Source organism: Bradyrhizobium sp. USDA 4473, from assembly GCF_054063335.1.
The window spans coordinates 6,685,977-6,710,264 of sequence record NZ_JBSSGE010000001.1 but is presented as its reverse complement, the minus strand read 5'-3'; the positions used below and the strand labels follow the sequence as shown (position 1 = coordinate 6,710,264).

Here is a 24,288-nt window from a genome sequence, read left to right as displayed (position 1 = left end):
GCAGCCGGAATGCATTTACCATCAACGAGCTGACGTGCCGTTTGGCGCCGGGCGATATTTGAGACGATCACTTGATTTTGCGGATTTGGTTTTTCGAAGATTGGAATTTTTATCGCTAAAGGAGGGGACGGTTCTGCGCCCCTGATGCACAGACATCTTTATTCTTGCTTGCGGGCGTGACCGAAGGAGGTACGTCGATCGGGTTAGTTTGCCGTCAGATCAGCGATCAGGAGGGAGCGGCCTGGTTGAAGCGCGCGAGATGCGTGGTCGTCTTTTCGCTCTGCATCCTGCTGTCCTGTTGCGGCGCTGCGCGGCAGGCCAACGAAAAGGATGCGGGACCGGCAGCAGACCCGACAACGGAGACGGCAGCAGCGGCCACCGAGCCGACACCAGCGGCAACAACGACACCGGCGCCGCCCCCGGAAGTGACAAGCACACCGTCACCAGTGGCGGAAACGGTCAATCTGAGCGGCGCGCTCGTAGAATGTCGCAACAGCTTTCCGGATCAGATTGCGCAGGCGGTGGCGAGGGCGGCTTGCGTGATCAAGGCAACCGAACCGGTGCGGCCGCTGTTGCCGTTTCCCGACTTGCTCGATCGGGAGAACGCCCTGCGCAAGACGCTGGCGGAGCAGGTTCAGGCAAGAACAATCTCCCTGCTCGAGCGAAACATCCAGATCCAGAAGCTCCATTCGCAGCTGCTCGATGAAGAGCACAGCAGACTGCCGGCCGCACCGGCGGACGCGAACAAGGTGCCGCTGGCGGTCACGCAGTGGCGGCAGTCCAACGGGGAGGGTTGCGGGCGGCTCGGAGGGGATTCCGGGACGTGCTATTGAGAAGGTCGATCCCTGTGAAGGACAACCGGCGGGAACTTTGCGAAGCCGGATCGCGACGCTGCCACCGTCGGCCTCGTTCGCGCGACGGATTCGTCGGTATCGCGCTCTGGATGTGCGGTCACCGTATTCGCACGGAGCGGGCAGGCTGAAATGTCGCGAAATGTCGAAACGCCTATAATTTAAGGGATATCGTGCGAACGGTCGCGGATTGCCGCGGCCGAACACGGCGCCAGTCGCGCCGCAGGTAGGGTTAATAAACGATTACCAATCGACAGATTTCTCGCGACGCATTATAAGAAAATCCTAGTTGGCCTTGGATTTTGCCCTGCCAACATATTGCGTAAATTTCATGTAAAAGGGATATTTTCCTATGTTGAAGCTCTACATCCAGACCACCGAAGCCTTCAAGCGCCTCGCCTCGGACAAGGACGGCGTCGTATCGTTCGAGTACGTGATCGTTGCCGCTTGCGTCGTCGCCGCCGTGGCTGCAGCGTTCGGTACTGCTGGGGGGACGAGTCCTCTCACGACCGCGCTGAAGAATGCCATCACCTCGGTCAGCACCGCGGTCACTACGGCGGTTTCAAACCATTAAGGTCCAATGTTGAGCGCCGTTGGCTGGTTTTTCAGCTAACGGCTATCAACCGCATAACCATTTTGCGAATTTGAGAGGAGGGCTTTTGCCCATGTTACAGTCTTACATCATGATTCTGGAAGGTTTGAAGCGTTTGCGTGCGGACAAGGACGGCGTTGTGTCGTTCGAGTACGTGATCGTTGCCGCCTGTATCGTGGCCGCCGTGGCTGCAGCGTTCGGTACCGCTGGGGGGACGAGTCCTCTCACGACCGCGCTGACCGGTGCCATCACCGCGGTCAGCACCGCGGTCACTACGGCGGTTTCAAACCACTAAGTCCCGAGGGCGGCATTTATCGGGGGCATTATTTCATGCCCCCGCGTTCCCAGAGGCGTTTTATTTCATGAATTGGATTGCGTCCACGACCGCGTGTCTGGAAATCGCATTGTTGTTTTATGTCGCAACGATCGATATCGCGACACGGTTGATCCGAAACGAAATCTGTCTGGCGCTGGCGTTCCTCGGGATCGCCGGTCAATTGGCCAACCCGATCCAGATCGGCCAGTCGCTGATCGTCGCTGCGATTCTGTTTCTGCTGCTCTTCGTGATCTACCAGCGCGGGATGATCGGCGGCGGCGATGTCAAGTTGCTGGTTGCCCTGGCGATCGGTTTCCCACTGGCCAGCGTGATCGAGCTGTTGATGGTAACCGCAATGGCCGGCGGCGGTCTGGCCACGGTGCATCTGGCGATGCGACGCCTGCCGCAACCGAAGCTGGCGCCTGCCGGATCGTCGCTGCTGCGAAGGGTTTACGTGGTCGAGCGCTGGCGTCATTTGCGACATGCGCCGCTGCCTTACGGAGTCGCCATCGCGTGTGGTGGTATCTGGACCATTTTGAGCAAAGGATTTTGATATGTCGTCCGCATTGCGCTTCTCGATCATCATGGTGCTGTTGCTGGCGGCGACGGCGCTCGGGCTCATTGCCTACAACGTGAACCAACCGAAGCAACATACGGTCGTAGAAGCTATCGGCAAGCCGCCGGTCGCGGCTCCGACGGTCGGCTACTTCGTCGCGACACGTGTGCTCTCGAAGGGAACGTTGGCGCGGGACGAGGATTTCGCCGTGCGCCAGGCGGCGCCGGACCGTGTCCCCTCCGGGGCGATCCTCGAAAGCCCGGATACCAAGGCCGGACTTCCCGGTTCTCTGGTTCGCAGGTTCGTCGACGCCGGCAGTGCCATTACCCTAGACGACATCCTGCGTCCGAAGGATCGGGGCTTCCTTGCCAGCGTTCTGGCGCCGGATAGCCGCGCCATCAGCATCAAGGTCGACGAGGAGACCGGCGTCTCGGGCCTGATCCGGCCGGGCGACAATGTCGACGTGGTGCTGACCCAGGTGTTCGAGAAGGCGGCTCCGGTGAAGCGAGCTGTCAGTGAGACTGTTCTGTCTAACGTACGCGTCATTGCGATCGACCAGGAGATTGCGCAGGGGGGCCGTCCGGTCGTCAATGCCGTCGCAGGCAAGACGGCGCAGACCGTCTCGCTGGAGCTCAAGCCGAGCCAGGTCAAGAAGGTCGCCGTCGCCAAGCAGCTTGGAACGCTCTCGCTCGTGGTCCGGGCTGCGGCCGAGCAATGGGACAAGGCCGACACCGGTGCGACATCGAGCTGCGACGTGTCGCCCGAGCTGGCGCGCCAGAGTGCGGTTGCCGGCCAGAGCACGATGGTGGCGATTTATACCGGCAACGAGGTCAAGCAATACTCGGTCAGGAAGCAGGATTTGGACGACGACGCCAGCGTGGGCTGCGACGTGCAGGCGGGGCCCGAACCCCAGACCACGGCTGCGGCCGGAGACGTCGGCAGGAGCGCGGAGAAACGTTGATGAGTGTGAACATGGCAATCGTGGAATCACCGGCAGAGACAACGTCCGCACTCGCGCGTAACCGCATCGTCTGCTTCGTGAATGATGAGCTGAGCGCGGCGGCGCTTCGCAAGGGTCTCGACGGCAGCAACCTGGTGATCCGGCGCGGCACCATCCGTCATGCAACGCGCATGCTCGAGACCGATACCGATCTGACCGCGCTGGTGACCGACATCAGCGGGATCGATGATCCTTTCACTGAACTGGAGCGTTTGGCGAGCGTCTGTCCGCCCGATGTCAAGGTGTGCCTGATCGGCGAGAACAGGGAGATCACCTTCTATCGCGAACTGATGGAAATCGGCCTTACTGAGTACCTTCCGACGCCAATCACGCGGGACATGGTACTGGACCAGCTCCGCCCGAAGCTGCTGGGCGGCGACACTGCACCCGCCCAGAGCGACCGCGGCGGACATGTGGTCTCGATCTGCGGTGCGCAGGGCGGTGCCGGAGCGACCAGCGTCGCGATCAACCTCGCGCTGCAACTGGCCGAGACCACCAAGGCCAAGGTCGCGCTGCTCGACCTGCATTTGCAGGGCGGCGAGACCGCGGTGATGCTGGGCGTCCGCCCCGGTCCGGGCTTGCGCATTGCGCTGGAAAACCCGATGCGGGCCGACACGCTGTTCCTGGAGCGCGCGGCAATCGAGGTGAACGATCGGGTTTGCCTGATTTCCGGCGACGAAGACCTCGACGCCAAGCTCGACATCACCGAAGCCGGCGTCCGCCATGTGATCGGCCTGCTTCGGCAACGCTTCAACTACGTCGTCGTCGACGTGCCGGTGCCGTTCCCGGCATCGATCTATCCGGTCATCCAGATGTCGCGTCACGTGCTGGTTCTGCTGGAAGCCGAGGTGACCGGCCTGCGCAACGCCCATGCGCTGCGCAATGCCGTCACCAACATCGCCGGCAAGGATCGCGTCTTCACCTTGCTCAATCGCGCCGATCGCGCCGGCGGCCTGCCGCGGGCGACGATCGTCAAGGCGCTGGGCGCCGAACCCGACATGGTGATCCCGGATCTCGGCAAGGGCATGACTCAGGCCGTCAACCTCGGTGTTCCCGCGCTCAAGCATGTATCCAGGCTCCGGCGGCACCTTGCGCCGATCGTACGGGAGATCACCGGCGTCGGTTCAATGAAGAAGGCAGGCTGGAAGAGGTGGCTCGGGCTATGAAAAAGTTCGGCAGGCGTGCAGACGAAATGCCAGTGCGGATGCCCGGTGCGGTGCTCGTCGCGCCGCCAGCGGCACCAAGCGTGCATGCGGTCCCGCCGGCCTTGCCGCCGATGGAGTCGGCCGCGGCGGCGCCATCGGCGTCCAGCCTGTTTGCATCGACCCCGAAGCATGACGAGCCGTCGCACCACCCGGTGATGCCCGCGTCGCTGCGCGAGCGGGTCATCGAACAGATCGAGCCGTCGGTCGCCACGACCGTCCCCCGCGACGTGCTGCGGCGGCAGATCGAGGAGATCATCCACGGCATCGCTAATCAGGAGCGGCTGGAGCTATCGGGCCGCGAGCAGCTCTTCCTGGCAGAAGAGATCGCCGACGACATGACCGGCTACGGGCCGCTTCGCCCGCTGCTGCTCGACGAGACGATCAACGACATCATGATCAACGGGCCGAGCAACGTCTATGTCGAGCGGGCCGGCAGGCTCGAGCGCGTCGCGGTCCGCTTCCGCGACAACGACCATATCGCCTCGGTCGCCCAGAAAATTGCGTCGCAGGTCGGTCGGCGTGTCGACGAATCCAGCCCGATGGTGGACTGCCGCCTGCCTGACGGCAGCCGCGTCAACATCATCCTGCCGCCGCTGGCGATCCACAGTCCCTGCATCTCGATCCGAAAGTTTCCGAGCCGGCGCTACAACATCGCCGGGATGATCGAAAACGGAACGATGAACGCGGCCATCGGCCAATTGCTGGAGATCGCTTCCCGCTGCCGGCTCAACATTCTGGTCTCCGGTGGAACCGGTTCGGGCAAGACGACGCTGCTCAATGCCCTGAGCCAGTTCATCGACCACAGCGAGCGCATCGTCACGATCGAGGACGCTGCGGAATTGCAGCTCCAGCAGCCGCATGTGATCAGCCTCGAGACGCGGCCTCCGAGCCTCGAAGGCACCGGGCAGGTCACGCAGCGTGATCTCCTGTGGAACGCGCTTCGTATGCGTCCGGACCGCATCGTGGTGGGCGAGGTGCGCGGCGCCGAGGCATTCGACATGCTGCAGGCGATGAACACCGGCCATGACGGTTCGATCTCGACGGTGCACGCCAACAGCGCGCGCGATGCGCTGACGCGCGTGGAGAACATGGTGCAGATGGGGCAGGTCAATCTGCCGTCGCGCGCCATCCGCTCCCAGATCGTCGCGGCCCTCGATCTCATCGTGCAGGTCGAGCGCATGCGCGACGGCCAGCGCCGCATCGTGCAAGTCAGCGAGGTGATCGGGCTCGAGGGCGAAGTGATCACCACCAACGACATTGCGCTGTTCGAGTACAAGGACGAGGACATTCACGGGCGGATCTCGGGCACCTACAGGTCCACCAATGCGGTCCCGAAGTTCAAGAGCCGCTTGGTCTATTACGGGCTCGATCGAGCCTGGTCCGAGGCAATGAGGCATATCTGATGTCGACGCCCCTGATCATCGTCCTGGTGCTTCTTCTCTGTGCCGCGGCCAACACGCTGTGGCTCGATGCGCGACAGCGGCGGATGGAGCGGCGCCTAGAGGTCGTGCTGCCGATCGCTGAAGCGGAGGATCTGGTGTCGATCCGTCGCAGGGCGCAGACATCGCGGTGGTATCTGCTGCAACGCTTCGTCAATTACCGTCCGGATATCGTCTACCTGGTGCGCCCGGTCTATGTGCTGCTGGCAGCAGGCCTGGTGGCGGCGGCGATCATCTATGTGAACGGGATCCTGAAGTTTCCCGGCGAGTATGCCGCCATCGCAGCCGCGATCCTGGCCCTCCTGGTCGTGCGCGGCCTGTTTGGATGGCAGCAGCGCCGGTTCACCGATCTCCTGTTCCGTCAGCTTCCCGATGCCGTGCAGCTGGTGACGAGCACCGTTCGATCGGGGCTGCCTGTCCACGAGGCGTTTCGCACCATCGCCAAGGAGATGCCGCAACCCACGGCCGGGCAGTTCGCGATCGTCTGCAACGAACTGAATTTCGGCAGGTCGCCGGAGGAAGCCGTGGAAGCGGTCTATCGGCGAACGGGCTTGGCGGAATATGCGATGTTCGCTGTCACGCTTGCGGTGCAATTGAAGACTGGCGGCAGCCTGGCCGAGACCTTGGCGACGCTGGGCGAGACTGTGAGACAGCGGGTTGCACTGGCGCAGCGTGCCAAGGCGTTGGCGGGTGAGGTCATCTTTTCATCGCGCGCGCTGACGGCGGCGCCGCTGATCGTCGGTGGGCTGCTTTACATGATCAATCCGCCATCGGTTGATCTGCTGTTGTACGATCCGGTCGGACACATGCTGCTCGCCTTCGTGGTGTGCTCGGTCGTGTCGGGACACTTCGTGATCCGCTGGATGATCACAAGGGAGACGACGCTATGACGGCTGCTGTCAGTCTGGCCGCCCTGGCCGTCGTGGCCGCGGCCGCGACCTTCCTGTTGATCATCCGCGAAGTCCACATTCGCGCGCTGGATACGCGGGTGTCGAACGCGGTGCTGGGCATTCCCGACCGGGCGGCCGCATCGAAGGACCTGATCGGCTGGCTCTCATCGGTCGGCCAGCGCTACCGTCGCTTCTACGGCCAGGAGAATCTCGACGATTTGCGGATGATTCTGCAATCGGCGGGGTTCAATCACCACCGCACGCTGCCGATCTGGATCGGCTTCAAGACCGTCAGCACGTTTGCGTTTCCGGCCGCGGCTTTCTCGCTTTCGCAGATCGTCGGAGGTTCGTTCGGCGACGCGATCATCCTCACGTTGCTTGGCGTGGCGATCGGAATCATGTTGCCGCGTCTGATTCTGTTGGTTCTGAAGCGGCGCTTCGACAAGGCAATCCGGACCGGGACGCCCGACACCATCGATCTGCTCGTCGTGTGCAGCGAGGCGGGCATGGGTCTGGAGAGCGCGATCGAACGCGTGGCGGACGAGATGAGGGAGACCAATCCTGCGATCGCCCAGGTGTTGCACGATTTGCTCAACGATCTGCGGATCCTGCCGAACCGCGCCGACGCATTCGAGAAGTTGGCGATGACGTCGGAAGGGCTCCGCCGCTTCGGCACCATGGTCAGCCAGAGCCTGCAATACGGCACGCCGCTCAGCCAGGCGCTGCGCAGCATCGCCGTCGATTTGCGCCGGGAGCGCATCACCAAGCTGGAAGAGCGGGCGCACAAATTGGGCGCCAAGCTCACGGTCCCGATGGTGTTGTTCCTGCTCCCCGCGATGTTCGTCATCCTGGGTGCAAGCCCGTTCCTGCATCTCATCCGGACATTCGCCAATCTCGGTTTGAAATGAGCCATGAGAGTGAGCATTCGTCGAACCGTAGCGTGAAGGTGCCAACGTGCTGCATGCTTTGCCCTGCCGGAAGAGCCGTCGTTCCCTGATCGCCGATCAGTGCGGCGCGGTCGCGTTCGAGATGCCGATCATCTTTCTGTTCCTGATGACGGTAATCCTGCTGCCGCTTGCCGACCTTGCGTTGGCCGGCTTCCAGTACGTATCGGCGTTCGCGGCGCTGCGCGCGTTCGGGCAATCGATCCAGTATTCGACGCCACCTGACGTCACCAACGCGAACAGCACTTGGGTGACGACGGCGGTCGCCAAGGCCGATCCTCGTTTCCCGATCAACAGTCTCCAGTTCAGGTGCGGTGACACCTATGCCGTCTGCGATTCGACCAACTCGGCGCCTTCCAAGCCGAAATACTTTTACTACTCGACGACGATCACGTTGACGCCGATGGTGTTGAAGTCGGCGCTATGCAACAGCGGCAGCACCAGCAATTCCTGTGCGTACACGCTGTATTACTCGGAACGGTTTCAATAGGAGTGACCATGCGCAATATGCTCCGTTGCCGTCGAGGCTCAGCCGCTTTCGCAACCGTGGTTGCATTGGTGCCGTTGATCGGAATGATGGCGCTCGGTGGCGAGGCGGCGTCGTGGTACGCGGTCAAGCAGCGCGCCCAGGGGGCGGCAGATGCGGCCGCCTATGCCGGCGCCTTGCGGGTGGCGTGCGATAGCGCCCCGGCGGGACAGCCGGGCACAACCTGCGACAATGCACAGGCCTACGATTGGCGCGGCAAGGAGGCCGCCGCCCAGAACGCGTTCTGCAATTCGGGCGATTCGTCCTATCCCGGCACCAACTGTCCCGCGAGCCAGCCGAGCGGGATCACGCAAACCGTCACGGTCACGACGGTGGCTTCGTGGAACGGCGCCAGCGGAAACTTCGTCAAGGCCGTCGTCACCCAGCAGCAGCCGGCATATCTGGCCGCAATGCTTGGCCTCTCGACAGTTACGGTGAACGCGACCGGTGTCGCCCAGATCAGCCCCCTGTCGCAACCGCCGTGTGTGTTGGCGATATCAGGCACCATCACGTTCCAGGGCAGCCCGACCGTCAATTCGCCGAGCTGCGGCATTTCGTCGAACAGCTCGGCCGATAATGCAATCGGCTTCAAGGGCAATTCCGGCATCCAGGTGAATGCGCCGAGCTACACGGTCGGCGGCTGCTCACAGACGGGCGGAAGCCAGTGCACGGGTGTGCAAACCTATCAGCAACCGATCCCCGATCCATTGAGTGGATTGGCCACTGCTATTGGGGCGTTGAAGGTGCCGAATGATTTTCCGAACAAGTCGTGCGGCGGTTCGACAATCGTATCTTACGAAGCCGGCGCGTGCGTCAATACCAACGGCAGCCCGTCGCTGCCTGCGGCGGTGAACAATAAAATAACGCTTAGCGGCACGTACTACATTACGGGGAACCTCAGGATTAATGGCAGTGGCAGTCCACCCGTAACAGGAACTGCGACCCTGATATTTTTCGGCGGAGGAACGCTCACGATCAGCGGTAACCCGACGATCCAGCTAACGGCGATGAAGTCGCCTGCGGGGCCGTCCGTATTGTCTGCGTCGGCAAAGGCCCTGATGAAAGATCTCCTCATCTATGAGGATGTGAGCAACAACACCGTCAAGATCACCGGCAGCTCCACCAGCTATTTCAACGGCACGGTGTATGTTCCGAACAGCGCAGTCCAGTATGGCGGCAATGCCTCGGGCGCTCCTAGCACCGGCTGCTACCAGGTCATAGCCGCCTCCATATCATTCATCGGCAATACGAGGCTGGACAATTCCACCTGTACTAACGATGGGGCAGCAAAGCCGAACGTTCAAAACGTGTTCTTGGTGCCGTCATGAGAAGGCTCGACCAGCGTGGCGTGGCGGCCCTGGAGTTCTGCCTCGCCGCCGTGCCGCTGTTCACCATGATCTTCGCGATCTTCGATTTCGGGCGCTATACGATCACGGTGCAGTCGCTGCGCATGCTTGCTGATGCCAGCGCGCGCGCGAACATGATCAAGTGCTACACGCCGGCCGTCTTGAAATCCCAGTCACCATCCACCTGCACCGGTGACTATCTGGCAGATCCGGACAAGCAGACCATCGCCCCATTCCTGTATGGCGCCGGTCTCACGCCGACGGTGACCACGACGGTGACCACGAACGCGTCGGGATCTGCGATCGTCGTGAAAGCCCAGCAGTTAAACTTCACCATGCTAATGCCGATCTGGGGCACGGCGCTCAACGCGCCGAGCGCGACCACCAATATTCCATACTGAGGAGGGCCGATTCGCCTCACGATCGGGGGGCTGACGCGCCGCCGGATCGGCCGTGGCCTGCTGGACGGCTGGCAAATAGCCCAAGCGGGCTAGGGAAGTGGTGCGCGGTGGCAACATTGGGGAGTTTTCTCCGGGCTCGCCGCGGCGCCGAAGGGCTCTTGCCTTGCAATCGGGGCGCGTGACGGGAGATGATCTGAGGGCCGCCATTTGCGGCCTGGCGTGTGGGGATATCCGGAGCGAGCTCGTTTTGCTTTCGCTCGGCGCGCCGGGAAATGGGAATTCGTGAAGTAACTATTTGTAGTCGGACAAACTGTAAGCTCTACGGCGTGGTGCACGAACGGGAGTGATCGGGCCGGGGTCGTAGATTTACGGGGGTCGTCGCGGAAACGCGGCGAAGGGGATTGGCATGATGGGAAGTCGCGTTTCGGTTGATGCGGGACTTGGGCTGGTTGCCTTCAGCGCGATGGCGTTCGGCGCTGCGCTTGCCCTGTTTCATTGCATCGATCCGGCCGCCGCCGCGGATCGGCGTGCGCCGTCATCCTCATCCTCCTCCGGCGTCTTCGTCAGCGAGATGAGCGACGTCCAGCGCGTCAAGGTGATCGTCAACAAGTCGCGCACCTTCAGGGTCGACACCGCGTTTTCGTCGATCGTCGCGGGCTCGCCCGACATCGCCGACGTGAAGTCGCTGAGCGACCATCTGATCTACGTCCAGGGCAAGAAGACCGGCACTACCAACGTCATCCTGTTCGACAGCGCGATGAAGCAGATCGGCATCCTCGATGTCGAGGTGACGTTCGATATCGGCAATCTGCAACAAAACATCCAGAACGGCACCGGGACGCGCGGCATTCGCGTAACCGCCTCGGAAGGCCAGGTGGTGCTGAGCGGAATGGCCGCCGATGCGGTCGCCGCGGAGCGGGCCCTGGCGATTGCCAAGGGCAGCGTTCCCGAGGGCGGCATCGTCGTCAATGCGATGAACGTTGCTGCGCCGCAGCAAGTTATGCTCGAGGTGCGCTTCCTCGAGGTTAACCGGCAGGCGGGGCGCGACCTCGGCGTGAATCTCTACGCTGCGAACGCCAGTGGATCAAATATTGCCAATAGCGGAGCTGGCGGGCCAAATTCAATCAGCACGAACAGTGGCCGCGTTGGCATGCCGAATGTAGGCCCTCCGGCTGGGTCCATTCCGTTACTCGGTACGGCAGGAACCCTCGTCGGTGCTGCCGGCGGCGTATCTCCGACCCCGTTCGGAAGCCTGTTGACCAGCATCGTGAGGACTAGCAACGGCAGTTCGGTGGATATGCTGATCACGGCGCTGGAAACCAAAGGACTGGCGCGCCGACTGGCAGAACCTAATCTGACCACGCTCTCCGGTGATGCCGCGCGCTTTCTGGCCGGCGGCGAATTTCCTGTGCCGGTGCCAACCCAGTCGACATCCGGCTTTCCGACCGTCTCGATCGACTACAAGAAGTTCGGCGTCGAGTTGGCGTTCGTTCCAACCGTGCTCTCGCGCGGCTTGATCAATCTCCGCGTCGAGCCCTCGGTCAGCGAGCTCGACTTCACCAATACGGTCACGATCCAGGGTACCAGCGTTCCGTCACTGACCCGCCGCGACGCGCGCACCACGGTCGAGCTGCGCGACGGCCAGAGCTTTGCCATCGCCGGCCTGTTGCAGACAAAGAACCAGCAGGACGTTTCGCAACTGCCCTGGATCGGCTCGGTGCCGGTGCTCGGCACTCTGTTCAGCAGCAAGTCCTATCAGCAGCAGGAAACCGACCTGGTCATTATCGTCACGCCGCGCCTGGTCGCGCCGGCGGCGCCCGGCCAGCAGCTGGCATCGCCGCTCGATTCCCGCCTGCCGGCCAACGATGTCGATTTCTTCCTCAACGGCCAGATGGAAGTCCGCAAGCGCTACGACGACTACGTCAATTCCGGCGGCGACGTGAAGGGACCGTATGGCCATATCATCGCGCCCAACGCGGTCGTGAGTCCGCCACCGGCGGTGGTCGTCGACCAGCCGGTCGTGAAGACGCTGAACTAGGGGAGGCGGGAGATGACCATCCGATATCTGGCACTGCTCGCCCCGTTCCTGCTCGGCGGCTGCTACGGCGTGTACGGGCATGACGAGATGGACCGCTACATCCAGCGTTCCGACACCATCACGATGAGTGCCGGCAATGCCAAGGAGGTCAACGCGGTCACCCACACGATCCACCCGTGGCCGGCCTATGTCGGCGACCGCCGCATCGCCTACGACGCGCGACGGACGGGTACTGCGATCACCCGCTACGGCACTCAGCAGCGCCCGCTGGATCAGCTTCCCGACATGGGCGATCCGACCAGGGCGATGGGCCAGCCGCCGCCCGTCACGACGATTCAGAACGTCAACACGACCGGACTGGGAGCAGGGACCGGAGGATCGGTGGCTGTCGGGGTAGGCGGAGGAGGCAGGTAACCAGCTGAAGGCTCGCTGCACCCTGGGCATTGCCCGTTGGGATCTCGATTTTCCGATCCTGGCGGGGCGGGCGGATGCCGCGGCTGGAGCTTGAAGGGAAGTGGCGACGTGAGGTTCTGGTACTGACCCGGTGTTTCGGTCGTGCTGTCTGTTTTGTTAGGTAGTTTCGCGATGATGTTTCGAATGGGGCAAGAGATGCGCTGGACTTGGGGAACGGGACGAGGATTGCGTCGTCTCGCGCCGGCGTTGATCTGTTGCGGCCTGGCGACCGGCCTTGGTGCCTGTGACTACACGACCCGCGAGGCCGCGATCGTCGCTCCGGTGGATCCGCCCGGTGGGGACCCCGTGCAGGAGCCGACCGACGTCAAATATTATCCCTCCGACGAGCCGGTGCGGCTGGGGCTCGAGCACTACAACCGCGGCAATTACGGTATCGCCCAGCGCTATTTCAAGGATGCGGTCGAGAAGGCGCCGAAGGACGTCACGGCCTGGGTCGGGCTCGCCGCGAGCTACGACAAGATCCGCCGCTTCGATCTTGCCGATCAGGCCTATGCGCAGGCGATCCGGATCGGCGGCGAGACCGTCCAGATCCTCAACGACCAGGGCTATTCCCTCATGCTGCGCGGCAATCTCAGCGGCGCGCGGCGCAAGTTCGAGAAGGCGTATTCGCTCGATCCCGGCAACCCGGTTATCGCCAACAACCTCGAGCTGCTGAACGGCAGCCGCAAGTTCATCGAGCGGCCGCCGAACAATCAGCCGTAGCGGTGCAATATTACCTTTGATGGGGCCGCCGACTCCTTTGCATGGGGTTGTTTTCGCTATTTTGGTAGCTCGCCCCTGCGACCCGACCTCGCCGCGATCTAGTTCATCAGCACGGCATCGACGCGGCGGCTGTTTCTTGTGCTGATGATGATGGCGCCGTTGCGGATGGCAAATCGCGCACCGGCGAGTCTCGGAATCTTTTCGGTCAGCGGCGACGGCAGCGGAATCATTCCGCCGCTCGCGGGATCGCCGACGTTGATCGGCGGCCCGCCCGCGCCGGCCGAAGGCGCTGCCTTGATGTACTCCCTGATCAATTGAGTCTCTTCCCGCGAGAGACTGAGTGCGGTCTGCTCGCTGATCGCCGCTCGCTTTTCTGTCTCGGCTTTCTGCTGCGCTTCTTCCTGTTGCGCGGCTTCGCGCCTGGCTGCGTCCTGCTCGAGCTTGGCGACGCGCTCCCGCAGCGGCACGAGCTCCCGCCGCAGCATGACGATCTCGGATTTCAGCGAAGAGTTCTGGCCGAGCGCGATCGCTGCGGCAACGCAGGCAACGACCGAAATCAGACTGAGACATGCAACGGCAAGTCCCGTCACCCCGATGCGATTGGCCGTTGTCCGATCCTCTACGCCGCCCGCCGAACGCCGGCGCCGTGCCCGAGCAAATCGCGGTATACTGCTGCCGAGCAATGTCAGGAGTTGCGAGAGCCGGGAATCGTTCGGGCCCGCAGCGTGGATCGAGCCGAAGGCCGGTTCGAGCACGATCGGGCCTTGCGCGGAGAGATCGAGCGATGCGGCCGAGCCGCCGGCGTTCGAGGTCGTGCGCTCGGCCTGGCCGTCATCTCTGGCGTGCACGAGCCGGCGATCGATGTCGTCGGGCTGGTCGACACCAGCATCGCTGATCGCATCGGGCGTGTCGGCAGCAACGGCCTCAAGGCGCTCGCTCTGCCATTCGCCGAGCTCCTGTTTACCGAGTTCTTGCGCGTTAAGCTCCTGCTCGGCGCGGGACGCTGCAAGCGAGCTCCATAGCGCAAGCCCGGCCTCCGTGATCTGCAGCCCCGCCTCATTGATCGAAGCCCATCCGGACTGGAACACGTCGGCGTCGCCGAGCTCGGACGATCGCTTCAACTTCGTGGCCGCATCGCCCGCCGCGATCATGCGCTTGACCTCGCGACTGACCTCCTCGAGCGGAATCCGCTGTTCCGGTCTTGCAGCCAGCACACTCAAGATCGCCAGATTGAATCTCATGTGGCGCCTCTCGATGCCCCATCAGCCGATCGCGCAGCCGGCGGTCTCCCATGCCGGTGTCGGTCAGTCAGAGAGTCAAGCGAAGTGTAACGGCTCCCCGAGGGGCAAACAATCCGGTCCCAGGCGCACGACCGATGGATAAGTCTGCCCGCCAACGCGACGCGTCGCGATCGCCGTAGCGCAAGCTGTTCAGAGAAACTCGCGAAGCCTGGAGAGCTCGATCACGTGCTCGGGTGACAGCACATCGGGGACGAGCGGAGGTTGCGCCTTGGTCCGGATCTCGTAGAGATGCCGCGTCTTGTCGGGCTTGCTCATGAAATCGCGAATGCATTGGTCGAGCGTTGCGTTGGCGACCATATAGGGTGCGCGATCCTCTCGCCTGGCGTTGTTGAGAGAGGGCCATTTGTAAAGGGTGGCCGCAGCCTGGAAGTCCACCTGATGAGAGTGGTCGGTCATTCCAGGATATCTACCTGAAAAAGCCTGCCCGTCAACGCACGCCGGCAAGTGAGCGAATTGCTGCGGCAGTCGGCGCATTGTGTGTCGTCGCGATTGGTCGAACGACTGCCGCCGCGGCTCGCGTGATTCGCTTCGATTGCCGCGCAGCGGTCTCGATCTCCAGCGAGCCGAGATCGGCGTCGACGGAGGGAAGCCTGCCGAAGGACAGGCCGGCCGATTGCTTCGCGCGGCGAGCGCACGCGAAGGGAGGACAAATTCCACGTTGACTGGATTTCGATTTGTTCTTAGTTTGTTCTTTTGGTCGGGCGAGCACAAGCAGGTCGAGATGGCAGCGGCAGCCACCATTCTGCACGCGGACCTCGATGCATTTTACGCGTCGGTGGAGCAGCTGCTTGATCCGTCGCTGCGCGGCAAGCCGATCGCCGTCGGGGGCGGGGTGGTGCTTGCGGCCTCCTATGAGGCCAAGGCCTTCGGCGTCCGCGGCGGCATGTCGGGACGGGACGCGCGCGAGCTGTGCCCGCAGCTGATTTTTGTCGGCGGTCATTTCAGGGATTACCAGCGGCTGGGCGACGCGGCCATCGAGGTGCTCGGCGATTTCACGCCGCTGGTCGAGCGCATTTCGATCGACGAAGCGTTCGCCGACGTTGCCGGCTGCACGCATCTGTTCGGAGCGCCGGCGGACATCGCAGCGGCGATCCGGCGGCGGGTGCGCGCCGAACTCGGTCTTCCGATCTCGGTGGGCGTCGCGCGCACCAAACATCTGGCGAAGATCGCTTCCCAGGTCGCAAAGCCCGACGGCCTTGTCGTCGTCGATCCCGACGCGGAGCTCAGCTTCCTTCACGAATTGCCGGTCGAGTTGATGTGGGGCGTCGGGCCGGTGACCCGGGCACGGCTGGAGGCGATCGGCGTTGCGACGATCGGTCAACTCGCGACATTGTCGGAACGCTCGCTGACGCGGTTGCTCGGTCCGGCGGCAGGCGAGAAGCTCGCCGCGCTGGCCTGCAATCGCGATCCGCGACAACTCAAGCCGCATCGGCGCGCGCGATCGGCGGGAGCACAATCGGCGCTCGGCCGCAAGCCCGCGACCATGCAGGTCATCAGGCCGACGCTGATGCATCTCGCCGACCGCGTCGCCACACGGCTGCGGGCGAAATCGCGGCCCGGACGAACCGTGACGGTGCGGGTGCGCTTCGCAGACATGAAATCGGTGACCCGCGCGATCACGCTCGACGCGCCGGTGTGCACGACGGTGATCCTGGCGCGGCTCGCCGAGAACCTGGTGCGTGCAACGCTTGCCGATCATCCCCGTGAGGGGATCATTTCGCTGTTGGCGATCTCGGTCTCGCATCTCGAGGAGCATTGGGACCTTGCGCTGGAGCTTCCGCTCGGATTGGCCGATGACGCGCTCCGCCCCGGAAGTCCAGCAGGCATCGCGCGCTGGGCGGCGGACTGCGCGATCGACAAGATCCGCGACCGCTTCGGCTGGGAGGCAATCGGATACGGCTCAGTCGCTCTGGAGGCGGTTCGGTCGGTGCCTGATGCGTTTCGCGCACTTGCCGAGAAGGAGCTATAACCTGCTACCGATTCACGATCGGGTCATCGCATTAAGAAAAGGCAATCCGGAATCGCGCCGTTGTGAGTGGTGGCCTCGCGCATGCGGTCTATTCTGACGCTGCGGAGGATAGCCATGAAGTACAGCTCCGAACTGATCCAGACGATGCGGGATGCGTTGGATACGGTCATGGCAAGCGTGCCGGCCGATCAATCCGTGTTCGGTCTGAAGGCCCACGTTGCCGAATCCATCTTGCGAGCCGCGGCCCACGGTCAGACGTCGTTCGACGGGCTCGTGACGGCCGCATCCGATCAGCTTCAATCCATCATATCGATGTTGACCTAAGCGTGATCCAGAAAAGTGCGAAGCGGTTTTCCGAGGAGATTCGACAACAGGCTAACGCGCGATGACGCCGCCTTAGGCAGCCGCAGGGCGTATGAATGACGGCCTGCCGAAGAAGACGGTGTCTTGCTCCTGGCGCAGCGCGTCGCAGATTCGGCCTGCCGGAATCTCGACGTCGTCATACGCGAGCACGTGGTCTCGCGCAATGTTCCGCCGAAGACGGCAACCTTCGGCTAGGCCGATCGGAAGAAGGTGCTCGGCGTGAGCGACCTGCGCATTCTCGCACAAGCCGTAGGTCATGTAGTGGCCAAGCCCGTCGAGGACTTCGCCAGCCCTGAGATCCCTCTTTGCGGCTGCGACCACATCGACACACGGCGCGCCGAGCGGAGTGATGGCTGCATCCTTGAAGATCGCCGCGCGTGCAACCGTGAACGGGACCTCAAAGTGACAAAGATGATAGGGCCAGTAGAAGCAGTAGAGGGGGCCTGCTCCCATCTTGTAGAGCGACAAATAGTGCTTCTCGACCGCATCGTTCGTCGTCCCAAGCACGAATATGCCCGGGTTTGGCATCGCTCCCACGCAATAATCCACGATGCCGGGACCGTCGAGAAGCTCATCGACCGGGTACCAGTTGACCGCTTCCTGGATCGGGGTGCCGGCCTCGACGACCGGACCGTGCATTCCGCGCCGCGCGACCCGCATGCCCGTTGCATTGGCAACGATCGCGTTCTCGAAGGATATCTTGGTGCCGTCAGCGAAAGACGTAACCATCGGGGCCTTCATCCCCCATTTTCTGGCAAACCCTTCCTGGGTCGTGGGATTGCGGTAGGGATCGTGCAGACCCTTGATGTTCCCGCACAGCACAGGCCTGATACCCAGTCCCTTCACCCACCGGTACAGATTCATGATGACGCCTGGCTGGTCACCTTCCGTGTTGGTGATGACGACCCCGGCGCGGTCGGCATACGTCTTCAGGATCGGGCCGAGAGTGCCGTCCAGTTCGGCATTCATCATGACGACATGCTTGGTTCGGGCGATCGCCTGCATCACCACGCCGGCCGCGAATTCGATCGTGCCGGTGACCTCCAGAATCACATCGATCCCGTCAGCGTTGCAAAGAAGCATTGGGTCGTCGGTGATCGCGCGCCGGCTCCGGGTGATGCAGTCGTCGAGTTCATCCACGCGGCGCACTTGCGTGACGTTGCTCTCACCGGATTCCGCGTAGGCCTTGCGGGCCTCATCGAGGTGACGGTTACAGATCGCAGCGAGTTCGATGCCCTTGGTGTACTGCAGCATCTGACGCGCGATACCCTTGGCCATGAACCCGGCGCCCACCATTCCCACCCTGATCGGGGTGCCGGTGCGTTGCAGCCGCTCGAGCTCGCGGTCGACGATGAACATGCTATCTACCCCTCATCGGCAGTCGCGACGAGCCGGTGCTCGTCCACGAAATCAGGCCAGCTGCAGTCCTTTTCCGAGATGACGGCGGGCTCGGCGGGCCACTTGATGCGAAACGCTGGATCGTTCCAGCGCACGCCGCGCTCGGCGGTCGGCGTGTAGAATTCGGATACGAGATACGTGACCTCGGTCTCGTCCGCGAGCGTCAGAAAGGCGTTCGCGCATCCCTTCGGGACGAGGAGCATGCGGTAGTTTTCGGCACTGAGCTCAACCGTGATGTGATGCATGAACGTCGGCGAGTCAGGCCTCAGATCGATCAGCACGTCATGGACGGCGCCGCGCACGCAGCGCAGGAGCTTGTCCTCCTGATAGGGCGCGACCTGGTAATGGAAGCCGCGCAACGTATGCTTTTGGCGGTTGAAGGAGATGTTCATCTGGGCGATCCGGTTGGGCAGGCCGTGATCGTCGAACTCCTGGCTGCACCAGCCGCGGGCAAAAAACCCGCGGCTGTCGGCTCGCTTTTCCAGCTCTACCGTGCAAGCGCCCTTAATTTCGGTGGTCTTGAAAATCATCGAATTCTCCAAGGCCAGGGTCACCCGGCCGGGCAAAGCACGCGCGAGCCGTGTACCTCGTAGCCAAGCGACACCAAAGGGAGCTCCGAGAGCGCCTGACGCACCCGCTCGCGTTTCTCCGGCTTCACGATGAACATGAGGAAGCCGCCGCCGCCGGCACCGCACAGCTTGCCACCTTCGGCGCCCGCCTCGAGGGCCCGCGTATAATAGTCATCGATCTCCGAGGTGGTGATCTTGGAGGCGAGACCCCGCTTCAGCGTCCAGCCGCGGTGAAGAGCTTCGCCCACCTGCTCGAGCGCGATCTGTTGACCGGAGCAGATGGAACGAAACTCGAAGGCGTCGTTGCGCATGCGCCGCAGAACGTCCAGGTTTCGTGACGTGTTGCTTCGCTGCTCGGTGAGTACCGAGGCGGCAGGGCGCTGATGGCCGGTCCAGAACATCATGATGTTGCTGAACAGGTAGGCGACAGAACCGCTTCGGGCCGGCTGCGGCTCGACCGTGACGCGGCCGCCGCGTCCGAACCGGAGCAGATTGAGGCCCCCGAACGCGGCGGCGTATTGGTCCTGCTTGCCGATCGGCTCCTTGAGCACTTCCATCTCGATGTGGCAGGCCTCCTCGGCCAGTTGGCCGGCGGTGACGCGCTCGCCGCGGAAGGCATGGAGCGCGTGGAGCAATCCAACTGCGAAGGCGCTCGATCCGCCCATGCCGGTGGACGCCGGCATGTCGGCGACGGTGCTGATGAAGATCGGAGGCTCGATGTTGAGAAACTTGAGGCACTCACGCGCAATGTTGTTGTCGATCTCCTCGATCGTATTGACCTGCTCGGTGCGTGAGTAGTTGAGCCGGATCGGCTCGTTGAAGAGGTCGCTGTGGCGCTTCACGGTCACGTAGACGTATTTGTCGACGGCCGCGCTCAGGACGGCGCCTTCCTCAACCTCGTAGAATTCCGGCAAATCTGTGCCGCCGCCTGCGAAGCTGATGCGCAGCGGGGTCCGTGTCATGACGATATCGGTCGGACGCCAGCTGGCGTAAGCCGGTCTGAGCCACTCCGTGTTCGGGACAACGGATGCACGCTCGAGTTCCCGCGTCGATAGAGTTTCCACTGCGCTCGGCCTCCTGACCTGTCGACACTTAGGCTCGAATTCGGCTCACATTGGCACGGATCTCCGTCCACCTGAGCGACTCGTCGATCGTTCCGCTGTCGAGCAGATGCCGCAACCAGCTCAGACGCGTAAAACGCTTGTCCTTGAATGCACCATGCTTCAGGCCGATGCTCTGGAATGCGGTATAGAGCTCCCTCGCTCCGTCCGTCGCCGTCCATCGGAAGCTGAATTCCGGAAAGGTTCGCTTGAACTTGGCAAAATCCGCCTTGTAGGTGCGTTGATCAGCTCCGGGCTGCGGCACGCTCGCGAGTTCGCAACCGGGAACGCTTTGTGCCGCAATCTGCCCGAGATCGCGGATCTGGTGGTTGAGTTGGTCAGCACCGACGTTGAAGGCCTGGTTATGCACGCTCTCCAACGGTGCCTCGAGCACCGCCTGAAACGCACGCGCAACGTCCTGGACATGGACGACCGGCCGCCAGGGCGTACCGTCGCTCTGGATCACAATGCGGCCTGTCGTGAAGGCATTGCCCATGAAATCGTTGAGGACGGTGTCGAACCGCATCCGCGGTGACAGGCCGTAGACGGTCCCGTTGCGGCAATAGGTCGGAGAGAAGCGATCGTCGGCGAGGGCGCGCAGCGCCATCTCCGCTTCGACCTTGGAGCGGGCGTATTCGGTGCGCGGCGCGAGCGGCGCAGTTTCGTCGACGACGGCCGCTTCGGAGGTCCCGTACATGATGCAGGAGGATGAAAAAATGAAACGCCGGACGCCCGCCTGCTTCGCCAGCTTCGCGAGCCGGATCGTTCCCTGCGAGTTGATCTCCCGCGTCCAGGCTTCGTTCAAATTTCCGATCGGATCGTTGCTGAGCGCCGCCAGGTGAATCACCGCGTCGAAACCGGCGAGTTCGTTGGCGGTAACCTCGCGCAGGTCCTGACGGATCGTCGGGACCTCGCCGAGGTCGGGGACGAGTGTGCAGGCAGAGAAATATCCGGTGTCGAGACCGACCACATCGTAGCCCTGGCGCTGGAGCCAGGGCGCCATGACCGATCCGATATAACCATCGTTGCCCGTGATCAGGATGCGCTTGTTGTCAGGCATATTCCGGGGTTCCATTCAGCATTTGCCGGGTGAGGTCGAGGAGCGAACAGGCATCGGTCACGCGCTGGAAGAGACAGTCGGCCGCTGCCGCTGCGTCGGCGTCGCGCTCGTCGTCGCCGACGAACAGCGTGCGCGTGAGATCGAGGTGGAAGTCGCGCTGGGCCTGGTAAAGCAGACCGGGTTTCGGCTTGCGACACTCGCAGCCGTCTTCCCAACCATGCGGACAGTAGTATATCGCGTCGATCCGGCCTCCCGCCTGCGCGACGTCTCGCTTCATGCGGTCGTGTACGGCTTCGAGATCGGCCTCACTCATGACGCCGCGGCCAATGCCGGGCTGGTTCGAGGCGATGATCGTGCGGTAGCCGCGGTCGTGCAGTAGCCGGAGTGCTTCGAGAGAGCCCGGGCACCATGCCCACTCATTCCAGTTCCGCACGTATTGCGCTTGCGGCGGCTTGCGGTTGAGCACCCCGTCACGATCGAGGATCACGGTCGGCTTGCGCCGCATAAAGGCTTCCGTCGTGGGCAGCCGGTCCAGCGAGCCGACGCTGTAATAGCGGTGATCGCTCGCATAGGCCGTGAGCCGCCCTTGTCGAGCGAGCGGTGTATAGATCGCCTCCTCGAGCAGCATATCCTGCTCCGGCAGCAACGCGAGGGCGAGGTCGGTCAGGATCGCGTAACTTATTTCGACCTGCTGGAGTCCGGGGGTCGTGCGCAAACGATCGAACACGCTGACATGACCGTCGCGATCGAGCAGGGCGCTGCCCCGGGAGTAACGATCCTTGTTGTTATAGACGGTGATCAAAGCGGGCTTCCCGGCCTCGCTGAACCGCGCCCACAGCCGCTCCATCTGCATCGGCCAGTAGTTGTCGCAGTACAGCAGCAGGAAGCAGGGATCGATCATGTGCCGAGCAGTCGCCACTCGGCTGCTGGTCAGTTGATCGGGCTCCGTGACCGAGTACTCGATGTGCACACCCCAGTCACGTCCATCGCCGAAATGGTTCTGTACGACCTCGGGCAAATATCCGAGGAGGATCAGGACACGTTCAAAACCCTGGTCGCGCAATTGCTCGATCTGGTACTCGAGGAAGGGGCGCCCAAGAACCGGCACCATCGGCTTGGGCCGATCGTTCGTGATCGGCTGCATTCGCGTGCCGCGGCCACCGGCCAGGATGACCGCCTGCGTCGGCCGGTCGTAGATCCGGCCTTCGATGCGAGCCTGGCGAGAAGTGCCGTCGAGGGCGGCCATTAGTTCAAACCTGGTCTGTCGGCAACGAGACACCTTGTGACCGCATGACAGATCGCCGAATGGACGTCCTCGACGAGTTCGTATTTGCCTTTCTCGGTCTCGACGCACATGGGCTCATCCACCAGACCCCGCAGCACGCCGCCGTCAAATCCGAGCAGCGCCACGGTAGTGAGCTTCTGCCTTCGCGCCAGTTCGACCGCGCGAACCAGGTTCGCGGAGTTGCCGCTCGCGGAAATGCAGGTCAGCACATCGCCCGGCGTCGCGAAGTTCTCGAGCTGGCCCGAGAAGGCCCGCTCGTAACCTTCATCGTTCGACAGAGCCGAGAACCACGACATGTTGTCGGACAGGCACATGACCTTCAGCGGTCGGCAACCCGAGCGTTTGGTGGCCTTGCCAAGGTCATTGACCCAGTGAGAGGCGGTTGACGCACTGCCGCCATTTCCGGCGATGTAAATGAACGCTCCCCGGTCGCGGGCCTCACGGAAAATATCGACCAGTCTCTGGACCGCGTGCACCTGAACTTCCGCCAGCACACGCCGCACATTCTCGAAATGCGTCGAGATGACGTCTGACGTCTCCGGTGGTGTCGTGATCACCGGCGGCACAAGTGGTGATTCAGACCGAATTGTGCGCATACGCCCGGTTCTCCAAGGTGAACAACGGCTCAAACCTCTGAGTGTATTAGACGCCAGTTCTTGCCGCGCGACATTCACTCTTTGGGGGTAGGCCGGATGGCGGCCGCAAATGTCACAGTCGCGAGCAGGATATTTCCGCGCTTTCATGACGACCGGCAGAACGGGCATCTCGGGCTGTGCGTCATGCCGGCAATGGCGACATGGCGGCGGCTGCGACTTCGCTGAGCCGGGACTTGCGATCGTGGAGCTGCGGCAACGGCTCCACTCCGATTGCAGACAGGATGTGCTCCCAGCGGTAGACCCAGTCGTGCCGCTGCAGGCTGCGTACGGCGTTCGTTCGGCGCACGCGCGCTATCCGCTCCGGCTGCGCATCCAGGTCCTCGATCACGGCGGCGATGTCGTCTATCTGCGGAGAGACCTCGATCACCGCATCCGGCCAATCGAAATACTCCTTAAACTCGGCGCACTGCGGCGCGTTTCCAAGGATGACGGCGCCCCCGGCGGCGCCCTCGAACAGGCGCGACGGCAGGACCTGTTCGCCGGCGACCTTGCGCGAGTTTGCGCCCGCGACTGCCGCGGGATTGAAGCCCATGAAGTAACGGGTGCGCTTGATGGTGTTGGCAAGAAGCAGTCGGTGCTCCCGCCAATCCTTGACCTGGGAATTGCCGCTCGAGAGCGAGTCATAGAGGTAGAAGAAGTTGCGGCGTTCTGCCAGCGCCACCAATTGCCGATGTGGTCCCACCGCGCGATTGCCCATCGAATAGACATCGATGACCCGTTCGGGGGGCGACGGATACGGCGTGGCAGTCAGGCAATCGACGGCGGGCGCCAGGAAGGAACAGGGAGCATCCGTATACGCGGAGAGGCGCGGTATGCTTGCGCTGTGCAGCAGAAACACGTGGTCGAACTGGTCCAATAGTCTCAGGTAATGGCGGTCCTCCTCGAGCGTGCTGGACCAGAGCTCGATCAGATACGCCACGGCGATCTTGCAGCGACCGCGCCAATTTCGGATGCGCGAGAGCTCAACGAAACTTTGCGGGCTCCAGGCCACGAAAAAGAAGACGTCGTAGTTCTGCTCCAGCTCGACCCGCTCGATCGTCGGCGCGTTCTTCAGTCCGAGCCCCTTGCGGACACCGTTGACCAGCCTGTTGAAGTCGCTCTGGACGCTCTGGCTGTCGTGAGAGGGCAGGATGCCGCCGAGATTTTTCGTCAGGTAGTTGTCGATGCCCGGCGCGACGAGGTCGGCATGATCGCACTCGGTGACGATACGGCAGAACTCGTAGGACGATGCGAAATGGGCTCGATCTTTCGCGTTGAAGTCGGAAGCAACGAGGATTCGTCTCTTCAAGGACCGGTCCTCCATTTAC

Annotated in this window: 26 protein-coding genes; 17 read left to right on the top strand and 9 right to left on the bottom strand. The window is 62.7% G+C overall.

Features of this window, described 5'->3' with window-relative positions; all coding sequences use genetic code 11:
* The first annotated feature begins 245 nt into the window (after nucleotides 1-245).
* From ACVW17_RS31810 to ACVW17_RS31740, 15 genes are all read left to right on the top strand, one after another.
* Nucleotides 246-833, top strand: a complete 588-nt coding sequence (locus ACVW17_RS31810; protein WP_456798278.1) for a hypothetical protein — start codon at nucleotides 246-248, stop codon at nucleotides 831-833.
* Between the two features lie 370 nt (nucleotides 834-1,203).
* A complete protein-coding gene (locus ACVW17_RS31805) occupies nucleotides 1,204-1,425 on the top strand; it encodes a hypothetical protein (RefSeq protein WP_456798277.1) in 222 nt (73 codons plus the stop codon).
* Nucleotides 1,426-1,516: 91 nt separating this feature from the next.
* The gene (locus ACVW17_RS31800) at nucleotides 1,517-1,738 is read left to right on the top strand and encodes a hypothetical protein (RefSeq protein WP_456798276.1); all 222 of its coding nucleotides are present in this window, start codon (nucleotides 1,517-1,519) and stop codon (nucleotides 1,736-1,738) included.
* A 67-nt stretch (nucleotides 1,739-1,805) separates the two neighbouring features.
* Entirely contained in the window at nucleotides 1,806-2,312 is a 507-nt protein-coding gene (locus ACVW17_RS31795; protein ID WP_456798275.1) for an A24 family peptidase, read from the top strand.
* A gap of 1 nt (nucleotide 2,313) precedes the next feature.
* Nucleotides 2,314-3,276 (top strand): Flp pilus assembly protein CpaB, encoded by a 963-nt coding sequence (gene cpaB / locus ACVW17_RS31790; protein ID WP_456798274.1) that lies wholly within the window; start codon nucleotides 2,314-2,316, stop codon nucleotides 3,274-3,276.
* 11 nt (nucleotides 3,277-3,287) lie between these two features.
* Nucleotides 3,288-4,481, top strand: a complete 1,194-nt coding sequence (locus tag ACVW17_RS31785; RefSeq protein WP_456798273.1) for an AAA family ATPase — start codon at nucleotides 3,288-3,290, stop codon at nucleotides 4,479-4,481.
* Entirely contained in the window at nucleotides 4,478-5,923 is a 1,446-nt protein-coding gene (locus tag ACVW17_RS31780) for a CpaF family protein (RefSeq protein WP_456798272.1), read from the top strand. Before ACVW17_RS31785 ends, ACVW17_RS31780 begins: the two co-directional genes overlap by 4 nt.
* The gene (locus ACVW17_RS31775; RefSeq protein WP_456798271.1) at nucleotides 5,923-6,849 is read left to right on the top strand and encodes a type II secretion system F family protein; all 927 of its coding nucleotides are present in this window, start codon (nucleotides 5,923-5,925) and stop codon (nucleotides 6,847-6,849) included. The genes ACVW17_RS31780 and ACVW17_RS31775 overlap by 1 nt, the downstream gene beginning before the upstream one ends.
* The gene (locus ACVW17_RS31770; RefSeq protein WP_456798270.1) at nucleotides 6,846-7,757 is read left to right on the top strand and encodes a type II secretion system F family protein; all 912 of its coding nucleotides are present in this window, start codon (nucleotides 6,846-6,848) and stop codon (nucleotides 7,755-7,757) included. The genes ACVW17_RS31775 and ACVW17_RS31770 overlap by 4 nt, the downstream gene beginning before the upstream one ends.
* 46 nt (nucleotides 7,758-7,803) lie before the next feature.
* Nucleotides 7,804-8,283 carry a hypothetical protein gene (locus ACVW17_RS31765; RefSeq protein ID WP_456798269.1) on the top strand — a complete coding sequence of 160 codons (480 nt, stop codon included), beginning with the start codon at nucleotides 7,804-7,806 and terminating at the stop codon, nucleotides 8,281-8,283.
* Between the two features lie 8 nt (nucleotides 8,284-8,291).
* Complete coding sequence (locus ACVW17_RS31760) at nucleotides 8,292-9,647, top strand: pilus assembly protein TadG-related protein (RefSeq protein WP_456798268.1); 1,356 nt, start codon at nucleotides 8,292-8,294, stop codon at nucleotides 9,645-9,647.
* On the top strand, nucleotides 9,644-10,066 hold the full coding sequence (locus ACVW17_RS31755; protein ID WP_456798267.1) for a TadE/TadG family type IV pilus assembly protein: 423 nt from the start codon (nucleotides 9,644-9,646) through the stop codon (nucleotides 10,064-10,066). Before ACVW17_RS31760 ends, ACVW17_RS31755 begins: the two co-directional genes overlap by 4 nt.
* Before the next feature lie 406 nt (nucleotides 10,067-10,472).
* Entirely contained in the window at nucleotides 10,473-12,104 is a 1,632-nt protein-coding gene (locus tag ACVW17_RS31750; protein ID WP_456798266.1) for a type II and III secretion system protein family protein, read from the top strand.
* Nucleotides 12,105-12,116: 12 nt separating this feature from the next.
* On the top strand, nucleotides 12,117-12,518 hold the full coding sequence (locus ACVW17_RS31745; RefSeq protein WP_456798265.1) for a hypothetical protein: 402 nt from the start codon (nucleotides 12,117-12,119) through the stop codon (nucleotides 12,516-12,518).
* Between the two features lie 195 nt (nucleotides 12,519-12,713).
* On the top strand, nucleotides 12,714-13,280 hold the full coding sequence (locus ACVW17_RS31740) for a tetratricopeptide repeat protein (RefSeq protein ID WP_456798264.1): 567 nt from the start codon (nucleotides 12,714-12,716) through the stop codon (nucleotides 13,278-13,280).
* A 98-nt stretch (nucleotides 13,281-13,378) separates the two neighbouring features.
* Here the strand turns inward: ACVW17_RS31740 and ACVW17_RS31735 are convergent, their stop codons facing one another.
* Both ACVW17_RS31735 and ACVW17_RS31730 read right to left on the bottom strand, forming a co-directional pair.
* A complete protein-coding gene (locus tag ACVW17_RS31735; protein WP_456798263.1) occupies nucleotides 13,379-14,521 on the bottom strand; it encodes a hypothetical protein in 1,143 nt (380 codons plus the stop codon).
* Nucleotides 14,522-14,710: 189 nt separating this feature from the next.
* Nucleotides 14,711-14,977 (bottom strand): hypothetical protein, encoded by a 267-nt coding sequence (locus ACVW17_RS31730; RefSeq protein ID WP_456755536.1) that lies wholly within the window; start codon nucleotides 14,975-14,977, stop codon nucleotides 14,711-14,713.
* Between the two features lie 325 nt (nucleotides 14,978-15,302).
* On the opposite strand from ACVW17_RS31730, the gene dinB reads away from it, so the two are divergent.
* Together dinB and ACVW17_RS31720 are read left to right on the top strand one after the other, a co-directional pair.
* Nucleotides 15,303-16,550 (top strand): DNA polymerase IV, encoded by a 1,248-nt coding sequence (dinB, locus tag ACVW17_RS31725; RefSeq protein ID WP_456755535.1) that lies wholly within the window; start codon nucleotides 15,303-15,305, stop codon nucleotides 16,548-16,550.
* Between the two features lie 114 nt (nucleotides 16,551-16,664).
* On the top strand, nucleotides 16,665-16,874 hold the full coding sequence (locus tag ACVW17_RS31720; RefSeq protein ID WP_456755534.1) for a hypothetical protein: 210 nt from the start codon (nucleotides 16,665-16,667) through the stop codon (nucleotides 16,872-16,874).
* A gap of 72 nt (nucleotides 16,875-16,946) precedes the next feature.
* Here ACVW17_RS31720 and ACVW17_RS31715 read toward each other — a convergent pair whose 3' ends face one another.
* From ACVW17_RS31715 to ACVW17_RS31685, 7 genes are all read right to left on the bottom strand, one after another.
* Complete coding sequence (locus ACVW17_RS31715) at nucleotides 16,947-18,272, bottom strand: NAD(P)H-dependent oxidoreductase (RefSeq protein ID WP_456755533.1); 1,326 nt, start codon at nucleotides 18,270-18,272, stop codon at nucleotides 16,947-16,949.
* A 5-nt stretch (nucleotides 18,273-18,277) separates the two neighbouring features.
* A complete protein-coding gene (gene rfbC, locus ACVW17_RS31710) occupies nucleotides 18,278-18,841 on the bottom strand; it encodes a dTDP-4-dehydrorhamnose 3,5-epimerase (protein WP_456755532.1) in 564 nt (187 codons plus the stop codon).
* A gap of 20 nt (nucleotides 18,842-18,861) precedes the next feature.
* On the bottom strand, nucleotides 18,862-19,794 hold the full coding sequence (locus ACVW17_RS31705; RefSeq protein ID WP_456798262.1) for a GHMP family kinase ATP-binding protein: 933 nt from the start codon (nucleotides 19,792-19,794) through the stop codon (nucleotides 18,862-18,864).
* A gap of 178 nt (nucleotides 19,795-19,972) precedes the next feature.
* Nucleotides 19,973-21,040 (bottom strand): NAD-dependent epimerase/dehydratase family protein, encoded by a 1,068-nt coding sequence (locus tag ACVW17_RS31700; protein ID WP_456755530.1) that lies wholly within the window; start codon nucleotides 21,038-21,040, stop codon nucleotides 19,973-19,975.
* A complete protein-coding gene (locus ACVW17_RS31695; RefSeq protein WP_456755529.1) occupies nucleotides 21,033-22,286 on the bottom strand; it encodes an HAD-IIIA family hydrolase in 1,254 nt (417 codons plus the stop codon). Before ACVW17_RS31695 ends, ACVW17_RS31700 begins: the two co-directional genes overlap by 8 nt.
* Nucleotides 22,286-22,921, bottom strand: a complete 636-nt coding sequence (locus ACVW17_RS31690; RefSeq protein WP_456755528.1) for a D-sedoheptulose-7-phosphate isomerase — start codon at nucleotides 22,919-22,921, stop codon at nucleotides 22,286-22,288. Before ACVW17_RS31690 ends, ACVW17_RS31695 begins: the two co-directional genes overlap by 1 nt.
* 181 nt (nucleotides 22,922-23,102) lie before the next feature.
* Nucleotides 23,103-24,269 carry a glycosyltransferase family protein gene (locus ACVW17_RS31685; protein WP_456755527.1) on the bottom strand — a complete coding sequence of 389 codons (1,167 nt, stop codon included), beginning with the start codon at nucleotides 24,267-24,269 and terminating at the stop codon, nucleotides 23,103-23,105.
* Between the last annotated feature and the right edge of the window lie 19 nt (nucleotides 24,270-24,288).